At 70.7% G+C, this 15,823-nt stretch carries 16 protein-coding genes; 8 read left to right on the forward strand and 8 right to left on the reverse strand.

The window, feature by feature from the left end; translation table 11 throughout:
* Positions 1-8: 8 nt before the first annotated feature.
* From ACF1A1_RS00420 to ACF1A1_RS00430, 3 genes are read right to left on the reverse strand one after another with little or no spacing between them, the layout of a single operon-like run.
* Positions 9-800, reverse strand: a complete 792-nt coding sequence (locus tag ACF1A1_RS00420) for an amino acid ABC transporter ATP-binding protein (RefSeq protein ID WP_391643854.1) — start codon at positions 798-800, stop codon at positions 9-11.
* Complete coding sequence (locus ACF1A1_RS00425; protein ID WP_391643856.1) at positions 797-1,633, reverse strand: amino acid ABC transporter permease; 837 nt, start codon at positions 1,631-1,633, stop codon at positions 797-799. Before ACF1A1_RS00425 ends, ACF1A1_RS00420 begins: the two co-directional genes overlap by 4 nt.
* Entirely contained in the window at positions 1,630-2,481 is an 852-nt protein-coding gene (locus ACF1A1_RS00430) for a transporter substrate-binding domain-containing protein (protein WP_391643858.1), read from the reverse strand. The genes ACF1A1_RS00425 and ACF1A1_RS00430 overlap by 4 nt, the downstream gene beginning before the upstream one ends.
* 176 nt (positions 2,482-2,657) lie before the next feature.
* Between ACF1A1_RS00430 and ACF1A1_RS00435 the strand changes: the two genes are divergently transcribed.
* The 6 genes from ACF1A1_RS00435 (at position 2,658) to thpD (ending at position 8,094) form a co-directional block, all read left to right on the forward strand.
* The gene (locus ACF1A1_RS00435) at positions 2,658-3,758 is read left to right on the forward strand and encodes a pyridoxal-phosphate-dependent aminotransferase family protein (protein ID WP_391643860.1); all 1,101 of its coding nucleotides are present in this window, start codon (positions 2,658-2,660) and stop codon (positions 3,756-3,758) included.
* A 359-nt stretch (positions 3,759-4,117) separates the two neighbouring features.
* Entirely contained in the window at positions 4,118-4,630 is a 513-nt protein-coding gene (locus ACF1A1_RS00440) for a DinB family protein (protein WP_391643861.1), read from the forward strand.
* Positions 4,631-4,938: 308 nt separating this feature from the next.
* Entirely contained in the window at positions 4,939-5,448 is a 510-nt protein-coding gene (ectA, locus tag ACF1A1_RS00445; RefSeq protein ID WP_391643863.1) for a diaminobutyrate acetyltransferase, read from the forward strand.
* A gap of 39 nt (positions 5,449-5,487) precedes the next feature.
* Entirely contained in the window at positions 5,488-6,759 is a 1,272-nt protein-coding gene (gene ectB, locus ACF1A1_RS00450; protein ID WP_391643865.1) for a diaminobutyrate--2-oxoglutarate transaminase, read from the forward strand.
* Between the two features lie 20 nt (positions 6,760-6,779).
* On the forward strand, positions 6,780-7,184 hold the full coding sequence (locus tag ACF1A1_RS00455) for an ectoine synthase (RefSeq protein WP_391643866.1): 405 nt from the start codon (positions 6,780-6,782) through the stop codon (positions 7,182-7,184).
* Positions 7,185-7,191: 7 nt separating this feature from the next.
* Complete coding sequence (gene thpD / locus ACF1A1_RS00460; protein WP_391643868.1) at positions 7,192-8,094, forward strand: ectoine hydroxylase; 903 nt, start codon at positions 7,192-7,194, stop codon at positions 8,092-8,094.
* A gap of 4 nt (positions 8,095-8,098) precedes the next feature.
* Here the strand turns inward: thpD and ACF1A1_RS00465 are convergent, their stop codons facing one another.
* Together ACF1A1_RS00465 and ACF1A1_RS00470 are read right to left on the reverse strand one after the other, a co-directional pair.
* Positions 8,099-9,169, reverse strand: coding sequence for an aminotransferase class V-fold PLP-dependent enzyme (locus tag ACF1A1_RS00465; protein WP_391643870.1), 1,071 nt, complete (start codon positions 9,167-9,169; stop codon positions 8,099-8,101).
* Positions 9,170-9,270: 101 nt separating this feature from the next.
* Positions 9,271-9,987 (reverse strand): DsbA family oxidoreductase, encoded by a 717-nt coding sequence (locus tag ACF1A1_RS00470; protein WP_391643872.1) that lies wholly within the window; start codon positions 9,985-9,987, stop codon positions 9,271-9,273.
* Between the two features lie 419 nt (positions 9,988-10,406).
* Here ACF1A1_RS00470 and ACF1A1_RS00475 point away from each other — a divergent pair, with 419 nt between their 5' ends.
* Positions 10,407-11,078: an SGNH/GDSL hydrolase family protein gene (locus ACF1A1_RS00475; RefSeq protein ID WP_391643874.1), complete on the forward strand. Its 672-nt coding sequence runs from the start codon at positions 10,407-10,409 to the stop codon at positions 11,076-11,078.
* Between the two features lie 28 nt (positions 11,079-11,106).
* Here ACF1A1_RS00475 and ACF1A1_RS00480 read toward each other — a convergent pair whose 3' ends face one another.
* From ACF1A1_RS00480 to ACF1A1_RS00490, 3 genes are all read right to left on the reverse strand, one after another.
* On the reverse strand, positions 11,107-12,228 hold the full coding sequence (locus ACF1A1_RS00480; RefSeq protein WP_391643876.1) for an endonuclease NucS domain-containing protein: 1,122 nt from the start codon (positions 12,226-12,228) through the stop codon (positions 11,107-11,109).
* Positions 12,229-12,713: 485 nt separating this feature from the next.
* Complete coding sequence (locus ACF1A1_RS00485; RefSeq protein ID WP_391643878.1) at positions 12,714-13,322, reverse strand: DUF1349 domain-containing protein; 609 nt, start codon at positions 13,320-13,322, stop codon at positions 12,714-12,716.
* A 45-nt stretch (positions 13,323-13,367) separates the two neighbouring features.
* Entirely contained in the window at positions 13,368-14,897 is a 1,530-nt protein-coding gene (locus ACF1A1_RS00490) for an aldehyde dehydrogenase (NADP(+)) (RefSeq protein ID WP_391643880.1), read from the reverse strand.
* A gap of 152 nt (positions 14,898-15,049) precedes the next feature.
* On the opposite strand from ACF1A1_RS00490, the gene ACF1A1_RS00495 reads away from it, so the two are divergent.
* Complete coding sequence (locus ACF1A1_RS00495) at positions 15,050-15,823, forward strand: IclR family transcriptional regulator (RefSeq protein ID WP_391643882.1); 774 nt, start codon at positions 15,050-15,052, stop codon at positions 15,821-15,823.

Raw genomic sequence — 15,823 nt, forward strand, 5'->3', positions numbered from 1 at the left:
CACCTTAGTCAGGTGCCACCGCCCACCTGGTCGGACGTCTCCTCCTCCACCTCCGCCATCGCCGGGTCGAGCAGCCTCGACAGGAAGTGGCGGGTGCGTTCGTGGCGCGGGTTGCCGATGACCTGCTCGGGGGTGCCGTCCTCGACGACCACCCCGCCGTCCATGAAGACGACCCGGTCGGCGACCTCGCGGGCGAAGGTCATCTCGTGGGTGACGACCATCATCGTCATGCCGTCCCGGGCGAGCATGCGCATGACGGCCAGGACGTCGCCCACCAGTTCCGGGTCCAGCGCCGACGTCGGCTCGTCGAACAGCATCACCTCGGGGCCCATCGCGAGCGCGCGGGCGATGGCGACGCGCTGCTGCTGGCCGCCGGAGAGGGAGGACGGATAGGCGTTCGCCTTCTCGGACAGGCCGACGCGTTCCAGGTTCTCGGCGGCGACCTTCGCGGCCTGCGCCTTGTCCCGCCGGAGTACCCGGCGCTGCGGCAGGGTCAGGTTCTCGGTCACCGTCAGGTGCGGGAAGAGGTTGAACTGCTGGAAGACCATGCCGATCCGGCGGCGTGCGGCGTCGATGTCGACGTCGGGGTCGGTGAGTTCGGTGCCGCCGACGAAGACCTGGCCCTTCGTGGGCTCCTCCAGGAGGTTCACGCACCTCAGCAGCGTGGATTTGCCCGAGCCCGACGGGCCGATGACGCACACGACCTCGCCCTGGCCGATCTCCAGGTCGATGCCCCGCAGGACCTCGTTGTCGCCGAACGACTTGTGCAGGCCGCGTACTTCGATCTCCGGTCGGCTCATTTCACGGCCTCCTGGGCCTTCGCCTCCATACGGCGTACGACGAAGCCGAGCGGGATCGTGACCAGCAGGTAGCACAGGCCGGCGACGAGGATCGGCGTGGAGTTGGCGGTGGTACTGGCCAGGTCCCGGCCGTACTTGGACAGTTCGCGCTCCTCCAGGGTGACGCCGAGGAACAGCACCAGGGAGGAGTCCTTGAACAGCAGCACCAGTTCGTTGGTGAGCGGGGGGAGGATGATGCGGAAGGCCTGCGGGATGATGATCGAGATCATGGCCCTGGCCGGCGAGAAGCCCAGGGAGCGGGCCGCTTCCATCTGGCCCTTGGGCACGGCCTGGATGCCCGCGCGGATCGTCTCCGCCATGTACGCGGCGGCCACCAGGCCGAGCGCGAGGGCGACCTTGCCGTACGTGCCGCCGATGATCTCCGTGCCGGGGAAGGCCAGCGGCACGGCCACGCCGATGAAGATGAAGATCAGCAGGGCGGGCAGGCCGCGGAAGATCTCGATGTAGATCCCGGCGACCCAGCGGTAGGGGCCGACGGACGACAGCCGCATCAGCGCGATCACCATGCCGAGGGCCAGCCCGACGGCGAAGCCGGACACGGTGTACAGCACGGTGTTCTTCAGCGCCAGCGTGATGACCTCGGGGAACATCCGCTGGGCGATGTCGGCCTGCGCGAACTGGTTCTGGAGCCGGTCCCAGTCCGCCGAGACCGCGAAGAGGATCACCGCGGCGACGAACACGGCGTACTGGACGCCGCGCGAGACGCCGCGCTTCTGGCGGCGGGTCAGCCCCTTGCGGCGGGGTGGTGCGGCGAGCTCCGTGTCGCCGCTCATGAGGCGGACGGGGAGGCGACGGACGCGTCGTAGGGGCCGATCCACTGCTCGTACAGCTTCTTGTACGTGCCGTCGGCCTTGGCGTCGGCGATCGCCTTGTTGACGGCCGCGAGCAGCTTGCTGTTGCCCTTCTTCACCGTGAAGCCGTACTGCTCGCCGGTGTTGAGGTTGTCCACGACCGTGAAGGCGGCCGCGGTGGCCTTGTCCTTCAGCCAGCCCTGGACGACCGGGTAGTCGATGATGACGGCCTTGACCTGGCCGGTGCGCAGGCCGTTGAGGACGGCGTCGGAGGACTCGAAGGAGACCGGGTCGAAGCCCTGCTTCTTGGCGTAGTCCTCGCCGGTGGTCTGGGCCTGGGCACCGAGCTTGACGTTCTTGGACTTCACGTCGGCGAGGGAGTTCACGCCGGCGCTCTTGTCGACCAGGACGGCCTGGGTGGCGTCGAAGTACGGGTCGGAGAAGTCGACGTTCTTCTTGCGCTCCTCGGTGATGGTCATGCCGGCGGCGGCCAGGTCGCACTCGCCGGAGTTGAGGAAGGCGCCCGTCTTGAAGTTCTCGAAGGGGGTGTCGAGGATCTCCTGCTTCACGCCCAGGTCCCCGGCGACCAGGTCGACGAGGGAGACGTCGAAGCCCTGGACCTTGCCGTCGATCTCCGACTGGAACGGCGGGTACGGCAGGTGGGTGCAGGTGGTGAGCTGTCCGGCCTTGACCAGCTCGACACCGCCGGCGGCGGTCCTGGAGCCGCTGCCGCCGTCGTCGCTGGAGGTACAGGCAGTCACGAGCATCAGCCCGGCCGTCACGGTGGTGGCGGCCAGGATGCGGGTCCGGCGCCCGGGGAGCGTGTTCACGGCGGGCCTTCCTGTAAGGGAACTGTGGGTTCCGATTATAAGGAGAAGTTTGAGTCTCTCAAAACAAACCGATGGTTGTGGACCTGTTCGACCTGCGAAGTCACCAGTCGGTGCACGGGGACACAGGCCGGTTACTCTCGTCACCTCTACCCCGTGAGTGAAGAGAGAGCACCGCCGTGACGCACCCGTTCCTGGACCTGACCCCGCTGAGTGCCGCCCACTTCGCGTCGATCGAGGACCGCGTGGCGCGGCTGCTGAGCACCGGACAGGACGTGGTGGTCATGCAGGGCGAGGCACTGCTGCCGCTGGAGGGCGCGATCCGGGCGACGGCCGGTCCCGGCACGACGGCGCTGAACGTCATCACCGGCCCGTACGGGCAGACCTTCGGCGACTGGCTGCGGGACTGCGGTGCCGCGGTGATCGACCTGGCGGTGCCCTTCCACACGGCGGTCGGCGCCGAGCAGATCCGCCGGGCCCTCGCCGAGCACCCGGAGATCGACTTCGTGTCCCTGGTGCACGCGGAGGCGGCCACCGGCAACACCAACCCGGTCGCGGAGATCGGCGAGGTGGTGAAGGAGCACGGCGCGCTGTTCTACCTGGACGCGGTCGCCTCCGTGGGGGCCGAGCCGGTGCTGCCGGACGCGTGGGGCGTGGACCTGTGCGTGATCGGCGCCCAGAAGGCGATGGGTGGCCCGGCGGGTGTGTCGGCGGTGTCGGTGAGCGAGCGCGCGTGGGCGCGGATGGCCGCGAACCCGCGCGCGCCGCGCCGCTCGTACCTCTCCCTCCTCGACTGGAAGGAACGGTGGGTCGACGGCGGCCGCAGGGCGCTGCTGCACGCGCCGGCGCAGCTGGAGATGCTGGCGCTGGAGGCGTGCGTGGAGCGGATCGAGGCGGAGGGCCTGGAGAACGTGATGGCCCGGCACGCGTCCGCCGCCGCGGCGACCCGCGCGGGCGCGACGGCCCTGGGCGGCGGTCTGGAGCCGTACGTGTACGAGGCGGCGGAGGCGGCGCCGGTCGCCACGACCCTGCGCTCCCCGTCGGGCGTCCTCGCCTCGGAGCTGGTGGCGCGGGCCCTGGCGAGCGATCCCGCGCTGCCGCTGGCGGCGGGCGGGGGCGCGCTGGCCAAGGAGATGATCCGGGTCAACCACTACGGCGCCGACGCGACGCCGGGCGCGGTCCGCAGCAGCCTGACGGCGCTGGGCGCGGCCCTCGCCGAGCGCGGGCTGGACGTGGACCTGGAGGGCGCGCTGCGGGCCGCGGACGAGGCCTGGCGGTAGGGCGTCCCGGGCGGTTCGCCGAGCGGCTCCGGGGGCGGGGCGGGGAAGAACCCGGCGCCGTTGCCAGTGGGTCCCGCGCGCCGGCACCGCGGCGTGTTCCGGCTGCTGGAATCCGTGTTGGAAGCAGTGCCCGGGGGAGGGACCGCGGCTGTCGGTGGATCTGTGACGGCAGCGCTGTCGGTGGGTCCTGCGACGGCAGCACTGTCGGTGGGTCCTGCGACGGCTCCGCTGTCGGTGGATCCTGCGACGGCTCCGCTGTCCGTGGGTGCGGCGACGGCACCCTTGTCAGTGAGTACGGCGACGGCACCCCTGTCAGTCGGTACGGCTCCGTTGTCAGTGGGTCCTGCGATGCTGCCGGCATGACCACTCTTCCCGATGGCCGTCCCGTCCCGCTGATGACCGGCGACGAGCGGCCCATGCTCGACAGCTGGCTCGACTTCCACCGCGCCACCCTGGAGCTGAAGTGCGCCGGCCTGGACGACACCCAGGTCCGGCGGGCGTCGGCCGAGCCCTCCTCCCTCACCCTCCTCGGCCTGGTCCAGCATCTCGCCGTGGTCGAACGGAACTGGTTCCAGCGGGTGTTCGCGGGACTCGACGTGCCTCCCCTGTACACGGAGGAGACCGGGTACGCCCTGGACCCGGACCGGGGGCTCGACGAGGCGCTCGCCGTCTGGCGCCGGGAGATCGCGCGCGGACGCGAGCTGACCGCGGGGCGCTCGCTCGACGACACCGGGCGGATGGCCGACGGCCCGATGGCCGGGCTGGAGGTCAGTCTGCGCTGGGTGCTGATTCACCTCATCGAGGAGTACGCGCGGCACAACGGACATGCGGACATTCTGCGAGAGCGTATCGACGGGGTTACCGGAGCCTGAATTCAAGGCAATAGCCGAGCTATTTAAGCGGGTGGATTTCCGTAACTCTTCTGCCCGCTTTTTCCGACGCTAAACGCAAAGATTTCGCGAACGTCGAGAGGGGTGATCCGCGCAGATCTCGTGAGGGTTTCCATTGTGTGACACGTTCCACAGGGCGCCCGTTTTGCGGCTTTCATGGCGGCCAAAACATCCCATACCGCCCGACTCTCACACCCACCCACACGCTCGCGCGAATAACATAGGGACAGCCTTGGCGTAACCCCCTCCCTCCATGCATTTTTCAATTTCCCTCGGTAAATTCAATCCGCATGACTGCCACACAAGCAGACCTGCGGATCGACCGCCCTTCGGTGGCGGACGGGGCCGCGCTCTGGCGTATCGCGAAGGAATCCGGCAAACTCGACCTGAACTCGTCCTACAGCTATCTGCTGTGGTGCCGTGACTTCGCCGGCACCTCGGCGGTGGCGCGCGCGCAGGACGGGGAAGCCGTCGGGTTCGTCACCGGATACGTCCGGCCGGAAGCCCCGCACACCCTGCTGGTCTGGCAGGTGGCGGTCGACGCCGCGTACCGCGGCCGCGGCCTCGCCGCGGCCCTGCTCGACGGACTGACCGCGCGGCTCACCGCCGAGCGCCCGATCACCACCGTCGAGACCACGATCACGCCGGGCAACACCGCCTCCGAGCGGCTGTTCACCTCCTACGCCGCCCGGCACGGCGCGGACGTCAGCCGTGAGGTGCTGTTCGGCGCGAGCCTGTTCCCGGACGGCCCGCACGACCCCGAAGTCCTGTACCGCATCGGCCCGTTGACCTCTGCCTGACCCAGCCCCCCACACCGTCGCATTGAGGAGCGTTTCGCCGTGACCATCACCCAGCCCGATCTCAGCGTCTTCGAGACCGTCGAGTCCGAGGTGCGCAGCTACTGCCGGGGCTGGCCCGTCGTCTTCGACCGCGCCCGGGGCAGCCGTATGCACGACGAGGACGGCCACCAGTACCTCGACTTCTTCGCCGGGGCCGGGTCACTCAACTACGGCCACAACAACCCCGTTCTCAAACGGGCGTTGATCGACTACCTGCTGCGCGACGGCGTCACCCACGGGCTCGACATGTCCACCGTCGCCAAGCGGTCCTTCCTGCAGACCTTCCAGGACCTGGTGCTGCGGCCGCGCGACCTGCCGTACAAGGTCATGTTCCCGGGGCCGACCGGCACCAACGCCGTGGAGTCGGCGCTGAAGCTGGCGCGGAAGGTGAAGGGGCGCGAGGCGATCGTGTCGTTCACCAACGCCTTCCACGGGATGTCGCTCGGCTCGCTCGCCGTCACCGGCAACGCCTTCAAGCGGGCCGGGGCGGGCATCCCGCTCGTGCACGGCACGCCGATGCCGTTCGACAACTACTTCGACGGCACGATCCCCGACTTCCTCTGGTTCGAGCGGCTGCTCGAGGACCAGGGGTCCGGGCTGAACAAGCCCGCCGCCGTGATCGTCGAGACCGTGCAGGGCGAGGGCGGCATCAACGTCGCCCGCCCGGAGTGGCTGCGGGCACTGGCCGGGCTGTGCGAGCGCCAGGACATGCTGCTGATCGTCGACGACATCCAGATGGGCTGCGGCCGTACCGGGGCCTTCTTCTCCTTCGAGGAGGCCGGGATCGTCCCCGACATCGTCACCGTGTCCAAGTCGATCAGCGGCTACGGCCTGCCCATGTCGCTGTGCCTGTTCAAGCCGGAGCTGGACGTGTGGGAGCCGGGCGAGCACAACGGCACCTTCCGCGGCAACAACCCCGCGTTCGTCACCGCCACCGCCGCGCTGGAGACGTACTGGGCCGACGGCTCCGCCATGGAGAAGCAGACCCGCAAGCGCGGTGAACAGGTCGAGCAGGCGCTGATCTCGATCACCGAGGAGAACCTCGCCCACGTCAAGGAGTACCGGGGCCGCGGCCTGGTCTGGGGCCTGGAGTTCCACGACAAGGCGCGGGCCGAGCGGGTGGCGCGGCGCGCCTTCGAACTCGGGCTGCTGATCGAGACGTCGGGGCCCGAGAGCGAGGTCGTGAAGCTGCTGCCGGCTCTCACCATCACCCCGGAGGAGCTGGACGAGGGCCTGCGGGTCCTGGCCCGCGCCGTCCGGGAAACCGTCTAGTCAGGAGGAAGTACCCCACTGTGATCGTCCGTTCGTTCAAGGACATCGAAGGCACCGACCGGCATGTGAAGGCGGCGTCCGGCACCTGGGAGAGCAAACGCATCGTCCTCGCCAGGGAGAGGGTCGGCTTCTCCCTCCACGAGACGGTCCTCTACGCGGGCACCGAGACGTCGATGTGGTACGCGAACCACGTCGAGGCCGTCGTCTGCGTCGAGGGCGAGGCCGAACTGACCGACCACGAGACCGGGCGGACGTACACCATCACGCCCGGGACCATGTACCTCCTCGACGGGCACGAGCGGCACACGCTGCGCGTCAAGGAGGACTTCCGCTGCCTCTGCGTGTTCAACCCGCCCGTGACGGGACGGGAGGACCACGACGAGAACGGCGTCTACCCGCTGCTCACCGAGCCCGAGGAGGTGTGACATCCGCATGGCCACTGTCACCGACACCACTGTCACCGACCTGTACCCCAGCCGCGGCGCCACCGAGGTGACCGTCCCCCGCCAGGACCCGGTCGTCTGGGGCGCCCCCGACGCGCCCGGCCCGTTCGAGCCGCTGCACCTCCAGTCGTTCGAGCGCGACGGCTTCGCCACCGTCGACCAGCTCCTCACGGACGACGAGGTCGCCGTCTACCGGCAGGAGCTGGACCGGCTGGTGACCGACCCGGCGATCCGCGCCGACGAGCGGTCCATCGTCGAGCCGAAGTCCCGGGAGATCCGGTCCGTCTTCGAGGTGCACCGGATCAGCGAGGTGTTCGCGAACCTGGTGCGCGACGAGCGGGTCGTCGGCCGGGCCCGGCAGATCCTCGGCTCGGACGTGTACGTCCACCAGTCGCGGATCAACGTCAAGCCGGGCTTCGGCGCCTCCGGCTTCTACTGGCACTCCGACTTCGAGACCTGGCACGCCGAGGACGGGCTGCCCCGGATGCGGACGGTGTCCGTCTCGATCGCGCTGACCGAGAACTACGACACCAACGGCGCGCTCATGATCATGCCGGGCTCGCACAAGACGTTCCTCGGCTGCGCCGGCGCCACGCCCAAGGACAACTACAAGAAGTCGCTGCAGATGCAGGACGCGGGCACGCCCTCCGACGAGGCGCTGACCGAGATGGCCTCCGCGCACGGCATCAAGCTGTTCACGGGCCGGGCCGGTTCGGCGACCTGGTTCGACTGCAACTGCATGCACGGGTCCGGCGACAACATCACGCCGTTCCCGCGCAGCAACGTCTTCATCGTGTTCAACAGCGTGGAGAACGCGGCGGTCGAGCCGTTCGCGGCTCCGGTGCGGCGGCCGGAGTTCATCGGAGCGAGGGACTTCACCCCGGTGCGCTGACGCTTCAGCCCGACAGCACGTCCAGCAGGCGGTCCACGTCCGCGGGCGTGTTGTACAGGTGGAAGGCCGCGCGCAGGTTGCCCGCGCGGTTGGAGACCTGGATGTCCGCCTCGCCCAGCTCGGGCTGCCGGTGGCCGAGTCCGGGCACGGAGACGATCGCCGAGCCGGGGGCGGGCACGGGCTCGTGGCCGAGTGCCGCGAGCCCGGCCCGGAACCGGTCGGCGAGGGCCAGGTCGTGGGCGTGGACGGCGTCGACGCCGAGTTCCTCGATCAGGTCGAGGGAGCGGCGCAGCCCCGCGAAGGTGAACAGGGCGTGGGTGAGGTCGAACCGCCGGGCCGAGTGGGCGAGTTCGGCCACCGGCCCGTAGCAGCTGTCCCACGGCGTCTCGGCGGCGACCCAGCCCGCGAGCACCGGTGTCAGCCCCCCGAAGTCCTCCGGGACCACGAGGAAGGCGGTGCCGTGCGGGCCGAGCAGCCACTTGAAGGAGACGGAGGCGGTGAAGTCGTCGGCGTCGGCGTCCATCGGCAGCCAGCCGGCGGCCTGGGAGAAGTCGACGTAGGTGCGCGCCCCGTGCGTCCGGGCCGCCTCCCGCAGGGCGGACAGGTCGGCGATCCGCCCGTCCGCGGACTGGGCGGCGCTGACCGCGACGAGCGCCGTGCCGGGACGGACGGACTCGGCGATCCGCTCCAGCGGGACCGTGCGGACCTTGAGGTCGCCGCGGACGTGGAAGGGGTTGAGGACGGAGGTGAAGTCGTCCTCGGCGGTGAGGACTTCGGCGCCCGCGGGCAGCGAGGCGGCGATGACCCCCGTGTGCGCGGCGACCGAGGCGCCGACCGCCACCCGGGTGGCCGGGACGCCGGCGAGCCGGGCGTACGCGGCCCGGCAGGCCTCCACGTCCTCGTACAGCGCGGTCAGCGGCCGGCCCTCGGCCCGCAGCACCGCCGCCTCGTGCAGGGCGGCGACGGTACGGGCCGGGAGCAGGCCGTTGCTCGCGGTGTTGAGGTAGGTGGTCTTCGGGGCGAACTCGGCGCGGACGAGGGTCTCGAAGGTCTCCGTGCTCTCCGTGGTCTCCATGGATCCACTGTGCGGCCCACAGAAGTCGAAGTCCATCGCGGATTCTTACGCGGTTCCTCTAAGGAACGCTTATACGTCCGTCCCCGCCCGCGCCGGAGCGCTCAGTGCCGCGGGACCGCGCACCCGTCCGGACCGCAGACCTCCGCGTCCCCCTGGCCGACCGGCTTCAGCGGCGAGCGCCCGCCCCACGCCTGGGTCAGCGCCTGCGCGAAGACCTCGGCGGGCTGGGCGCCGGAGACGCCGTACGTGCGGTCGAGGACGAAGAACGGCACGCCGTTGGCGCCGAGCTGGGCGGCCTCCCGCTCGTCGGCGCGGACCTCGTCGGCGTACGCGGCCGGATCGGCGAGCACCTCGCGGGCGGCGCCGGCGTCGAGACCGGCCTGAACGGCCAGCTCCACGAGCCGCTCGTCGCCCTCGGTGAAGACGGAGCGCTCCTCGGCGAAGTTCGCCCGGTACAGGATCTGGAGCAGCGCGTCCTGCCGGCCCCGCTCCTTGGCGAAGTGCAGCAGCCGGTGCATGTCGAAGGTGCTGCCGTGGTCACGGTCGCGGGTGCGGTAGTCGAGGCCCTCGGCGGCGGCCTGCGCGCCGAGGTTCTCCTCGCCGGCCTGAGCCTGGGCCTCGCTCATGCCATACTTCCTGGTCAGCATGGTGATCACGGGCTGGACGTCGTCCTTGGCGCGTCCCGGGTCCAGCTCGAAGGAGCGGTGCACCACCTCGACCTCGTCGCGGTGCGGGAAGGCCTCGAGCGCCTTCTCGAAGCGGGCCTTGCCCACGTAGCACCAGGGGCAGGCGATGTCGCTCCAGATCTCGACGCGCATGTCTCGGCTCTCTCCGGGTCGTACGGGTGCGGAGTCGTCCGGGTACGCGGATGTCCGGGCCAGCGGATGTCCGGGTACGGCGACGCCCTCCGGGTGGAGGTTTCCTCCACCGGGTGGGTGAACGTTCAAGCAGCTCGGTTCATTCCCCGCCACCGTGATCACGGGCCCGCCGGGGGCGGCCGCGATCACGGGCGGGCGGGGCCACCCGGCCGGGTGGCCGCCGGCCGTCCGCCCCTGGCTCCGCGCTCGCGGGACCGCCCGCGCCCTCGGCCTCGCCGGGCTGCGAGCGCGAGTCCGGCTTCGCGGCCGCGGATGTCCTCACGCACGCGGTCGGCGCGGAGGCGGTTGGCGCTCGACGGTGCGGCATTCGGAGCAGTCCCTGTGGCGACGCCTCCGGCAGGGGCATTAGCTTCTGACACATGGTCACATATGCGGTCCGGCCGACATGCCGCGCCATGATGCTGGTGAGCCTGCTCTGCGCCCTCGTGGCCACGTGCGCCACCATTCCAGCCCACGCCGCCGCCCCACGGTCGAGCCTGTACGTCCTGGGTGACAGCATCGCCGGCGGCGCCGCCCAGGGCGGTAAGGGACCGTACGGCTGGCCCTCGCTGGTCGCCAAGCAGCTGGGACTGACGCTCCGTCTCGACGGAAGCGGTGGCACCGGCTACACCACCGGCGGCCGGCAGAAGGGCGGACGGCCTTACCCACAGCGGGTCGAGGAGGCCGTTGCGGCGAAGCCCGACGTGGTCGTCGTCGAGGGCTCCCGCAACGACGGCGGCCGGAAGAGGACCCAGGCCGCCGCGACGGACACGCTGCGCCGTCTTCGGGCCGGGCTACCCCACGCGCGCATCCTGGTCATCGGGCCGATCTACTCGTATCCGCAGCGGATCGGCTCACACCCGATCGACGAGGCGGTCTCGGCCGCGGCGAAGAAACTCGGCATGCCGTACGTCTCCGCGGTGCGCCGTGGGTGGTTCACCGGATCCGCTCACCGGTTCATCGGAAGCGACGGTGTGCACCCCACGAACGCCGGCCACGCCTACCTCGCCCGGCAGATCCGCCCCGAACTGTCGCGGCTGTTGCGCACGTAGGACCGGACGGCCATGACGCTCCTTCAGGTCAGGCGTCGGGGAGGCCTCGGTCGATGCCGAAGTGGCGGGAGACCTCTTCGATCGTGAAGCGGGCACGGAGCTTGCAGGCGGAGTTCTGGTTGGCGAAGAAGCCCGTGCGCCACAGTGCCTCCTCGCGTGGCACAGCACGTTCCCAGGTGACGGGGAGGATCCACTCGCGAGGATCCTCCCCGTCCTTCGCCGCTGTCTCCGCGGCACGGAGGTAGGTGCCCGCAAGAGGGAGATCGGTCATCCGCCGGCTTTCACCGTCGATGTCGAGGGTGGCGTCCACGAACGGCTGCGGTTCGCCGCAGACCGTGCCGACGCCCACATAGCCCACTTTGGGGATGTGGGTGAACACCCGCGCCCCGATGGGCAGGGACCGGATCGTCCGGGAGAACCACTCCCCGCCGCCGGCCGACACGAATCCGTAGCGAAGGGCGTCGTCCCAGTTCCGGCCGCCTGGCTCGTCGCCGAACGACACGTACCAATCCGTCCCGTTCCACGGCTCCTGCTTCCCGCGTCCCGTGGCTCCGGCCGACGGCACCACGGCCTCGACCTCGTCCATCAACCAGGTACGGGCCAGGTAGGAGCGTCCCTCGTCCTCGAAGTAGCGGAAGAAGAGCACGTTGACCGGCACTTGGAAGCCGGAAGCCAGGTAGGTGACGATCCGCTCCGTCGCCGCGTCGACCTCACTCGCGACGATGGTGAGAGCGTGACTGGCATTGAGGGCTTCCGGCGGACTGCCCCCGAACCGCAGGGCGAACGCCTCGTCCAGCTCCTCCGCCCGCCCTCTGGCGCGGGCGTAGGAGGTGTAGATGTCGCGTATCTGCTCGTTGGTGAGCTCCTGTACCCAGGAACCGTAGTCGAGGACCTGAGCCACCACCTCACGGGGCGTGCGATCCCGCTTGAGCTCCAGAACGTGCAGGCCTCCTTCGGCGTCCATGCCCAGCAGGTCGACGACCTTGCCGTACTGCGTGAGCACCTGCCGGCCGATCAGCAGCAACGGATGCCCCAGGATGTCGGGATCGGCCTCGATGAGCTCCTCCAGCCGGGACTCCGAAGGCATCGGCCGCGTGGCGACCCGCACCGGCTTGTCATCCACGCGCCACAGGCCGAACTCCAGCGGCATCCCGTTCCCCCTCGGCTCAGACCACAGAGCCCACCTGTCCAGGCGAGGCGAATGACAGTATGACGCCGCGGCGTCGTCGGCCGGTGGACGGGTTCCACGGATTGCCGTGGGGGTGCAGCAGCGAAGTACCGCAACCTCCGTGACCGCGGCCGACCCGCCGACGCCCCTCGGTGGCCGACCGACCAGCCCATCGGATCTCCACGTCAGTCGTCACCGGCGATCGCTCCCGGGAGAACGGGAGCGGCTCGGAACGATTCGCCGTCTCCGTCGGGGAACCGGCGGGCGCCGCGGAGCCCGGTCCGCAGCCGCTCCCGCGTTGCGCGGCTGTCCAGGCGGACGTCGAGGCCCCCGCGCAGGGAGGTGTCGGCCCGTCGCCCGGCCGGCAGCCGCGCGCCGTCAGGTCCGTCGCGCCGGGCGATGAGCCCACCGAGGTGGTAGCGGCTCAGGGCGTCCGGCGACCCCGGTCGCGGCGGCCCCGGACCGTCTCAGCTTCCGTCGCGCAGGTCGTCCGGCCAGCTCGGCCGGAACTCCAGGTGGTCGTACGTCACCACGCACCCCTCCCCCATCGGCGCCTGCGCCAGGAACCCGACCAGGGCCGCGCCCGTCTCCTTCTCCTCGCCCAGCGTGAACAGCCGCACGAAGGTCCAGCGCTCGCCGTCCCGGGAGGCGTGGAAGGCGAACGCCCGCCCGGTCCGGCTCACCCGCAGCCAGACCGAACTGCCGTCCACGGTGAAGGAGTTGGCGTCGTCGGAGTGCCCCCGGGTGACCACCGTGCAGACGGTGGGCACGTCCGGGGAGTACTCCAGACAGAGCTTGGCCCACGCCCGCTCACCGACGTGGACGTACAGCACCCCCGCGTCGAAGGCCCCGTTGAACCCCACCGTGACCCGGGCGATGAGCTGGAAGTCCCCCTCGGGCGCCCCGAGCAGCCGGGGCGCGTCGGAGGCGGGCTCCAGTGCTTCCCCGGTGGGCGGTACGAACCGGTCCTTCCGGGGCCCGGCCCATCCGGTGAGGACACCGCCCTCGTAGGACCAGTTGCCGTCGGGCCCGTAGGTGCGCAGGGGGAAGGGGAGTTCGGGAAGTTCGACGTCCATGCTCAGAGTTTCCCAGTTCCCTTTCTCCGGGTGGGCAGGGGGTGTTCAGTGCTCGAGGTGGTTGTTGAAGCGCCGGGGCAGGCCGAGCGGGTTGTCGTCCCGCAGCTCGGGCGGCAGCAGCGCCTCGGGGGCGTTCTGGTACACCACCGGCCGCAGCCAGCGCTCGATGGCGGTGCCGCCCACGGAGGTGGACGTGGAGGTGGTCGCCGGGTACGGACCGCCGTGGTGCTGGGCCGGGGCGACGGCGACACCCGTCGGCCACCCGTTCACCAGCACCCGTCCGGCGAGCGGCGTGAGGTCCGCGAGGATCTCCCCGCCCCGTCCCTTTCCGGCCGCCTCCTCCTCGGAGAGCTGGACCGTCGCCGTGAGGTTGCCCGGCAGCCGTGACAGCACGCCCTTGACCTGGTCCTCGGAGTCGTAGCGGGCGACGACGGTGACCGGCCCGAAGCACTCCTCCAGCAGCAGGTCGTACTCGCCCTCCTCCGCCAGACGGGCCGCCGGCACGGTGAGGAACCCGGCGCTGACGGTGTGCTCCCCGCCCGCGCCCGGCGTCACCGGGGACTCCACCTCCGGCAGCTGCGTCCGCTCGGCGACACCCGCGATGAAGTTGTCCCGCATGCGGTGGTCGAGCAGCACGCCCGCCTCGGTGTCGCTGACGGCGTCCGTCAGCGACTTGACCAGCCCGTCACCGGCGGCGCCGGACGGCACGAGGACGAGTCCGGGCTTCACGCAGAACTGCCCGACCCCCAGGGTCATCGAGCCGGCGAGCCCCGCACCGATCGCCTCGGCGCGCTCGGCGGCGGCCGCCTCGGTCACGACGACGGGGTTCAGCGAGCCCAGCTCGCCGTGGAAGGGGATCGGCACCGGCCGGGCCGCCGCCGCGTCGAACAGGGCGCGCCCGCCCCGGATGGACCCGGTGAAGCCCGCGGCGGCGACCAGCGGGTGCTTGATCAGCTCGATGCCCGACTCGAAGCCGTGGACGAGACCCACGACGGCCTGGTCGATGCCGTGCTCGGCGGCGGCCGACCGCAGGACGTGGGCGACCAGCTCGGACAGGCCCGGGTGGTCGGGGTGGGCCTTGACCACGACCGGGCAGCCCGCGGCCAGCGCGCTCGCGGTGTCACCGCCGGCGACGGAGAAGGCGAAGGGGAAGTTGGAGGCCGAGTAGACGGCGACGACGCCCAGGGGCACCTTGTAGCGGCGCAGGTCCGGGACGGGCGGCGTGGCGGTGTCGTCGGGGTGGTTGATGACGACGTCGAGGAAGGCGCCCTCGTCGACGATGCCGGCGAAGGCCCGCAGCTGGTAGCAGGTGCGGGCGAGCTCGCCGGTCAGCCGGACCGGGCCGAGCGCGGTCTCCGCGTCGGCGACCTCGACGAGCTGGTCCCTGGCCCCTTCGAGACGGTCGGCGGCGGTGCGCAGGAAGGCCGCGCGCACGGTGCGGTCGGCGAGCGCCTCGCGCGTGGCGTGCGCGGCGCGGACGACGGAGTCCACCTCCTGGGCCGTGGCCTCCACCGCAACCTGTTCACGCTGCTTCCCGGTACGGGGGTCGACACTCCAGACTGGTGCTGCTGCCACCGCGGTTCCTCCACGTTTGTTGCCACATGCCGCATCGCAATGCCGCGCAGTACTTACGTCACCACCAGGGGCGTTCGATATACTGAACGCCGTCTCCGATGGTGAATATGCTGTTGGAGACTATTTCCCGTCGAACGAAGGGGTCAAGGGCGATGTCGGCTGGCGAGACGGGGGGCGGGGCGCAGGTCAAGTCCGCCGTGCGGACGGTTGAACTGCTCGAATACTTCGCCGGCCGCCCCGGCATGCACTCCCTCGCATCGGTCCAGGAGGCCGTCGGGTATCCCAAGTCCAGTCTCTACATGCTGCTGCGCACGCTCGTGGAACTGGGCTGGGTGGAGACCGACGCGACCGGCACGCGCTACGGCATCGGCGTACGGGCCCTGCTGGTCGGCACCTCCTACATCGACGGCGACGAGGTGGTCGCGGCCGCCCGCCCGACGCTGGACCGCCTCTCGGACGACACCACCGAGACGATCCACCTGGCCCGCCTGGACGGCACCAACGTCGTCTATCTCGCCACCCGCCAGTCCCAGCACTATCTGCGCCCCTTCACCCGGGTCGGCCGCCGGCTCCCGGCCCACTCGACCTCCCTCGGCAAGGCGCTGCTGAGCACCTACACCGACGAGCAGGTCCGCAAGCTGCTCCCGGAGACGCTGCCCGCCCTCACCGAGCACACCATCACGGACCGCGAGAAGCTCATCGAGGAGCTGCACCAGGTCCGCGATCAGGGCTTCGCCGTGGACCGTGAGGAGAACACGCTCGGTCTGCGCTGCTTCGGCGTGGCGATCCCGTACCGTACTCCCGCGCGCGACGCGATCAGCTGCTCGGTGCCGGTGGCCAGACTCACCCCCGCGCACGAGCAGATGGTGAAGGACGCGCTGTTCGACGCGCGCGACCGGCTGACCCTGGCGACCCGGAGGCTTTGA

The sequence above is a fragment of the Streptomyces sp. NPDC014995 genome, assembly GCF_043080745.1.
Lineage (GTDB): Bacteria > Actinomycetota > Actinomycetes > Streptomycetales > Streptomycetaceae > Streptomyces.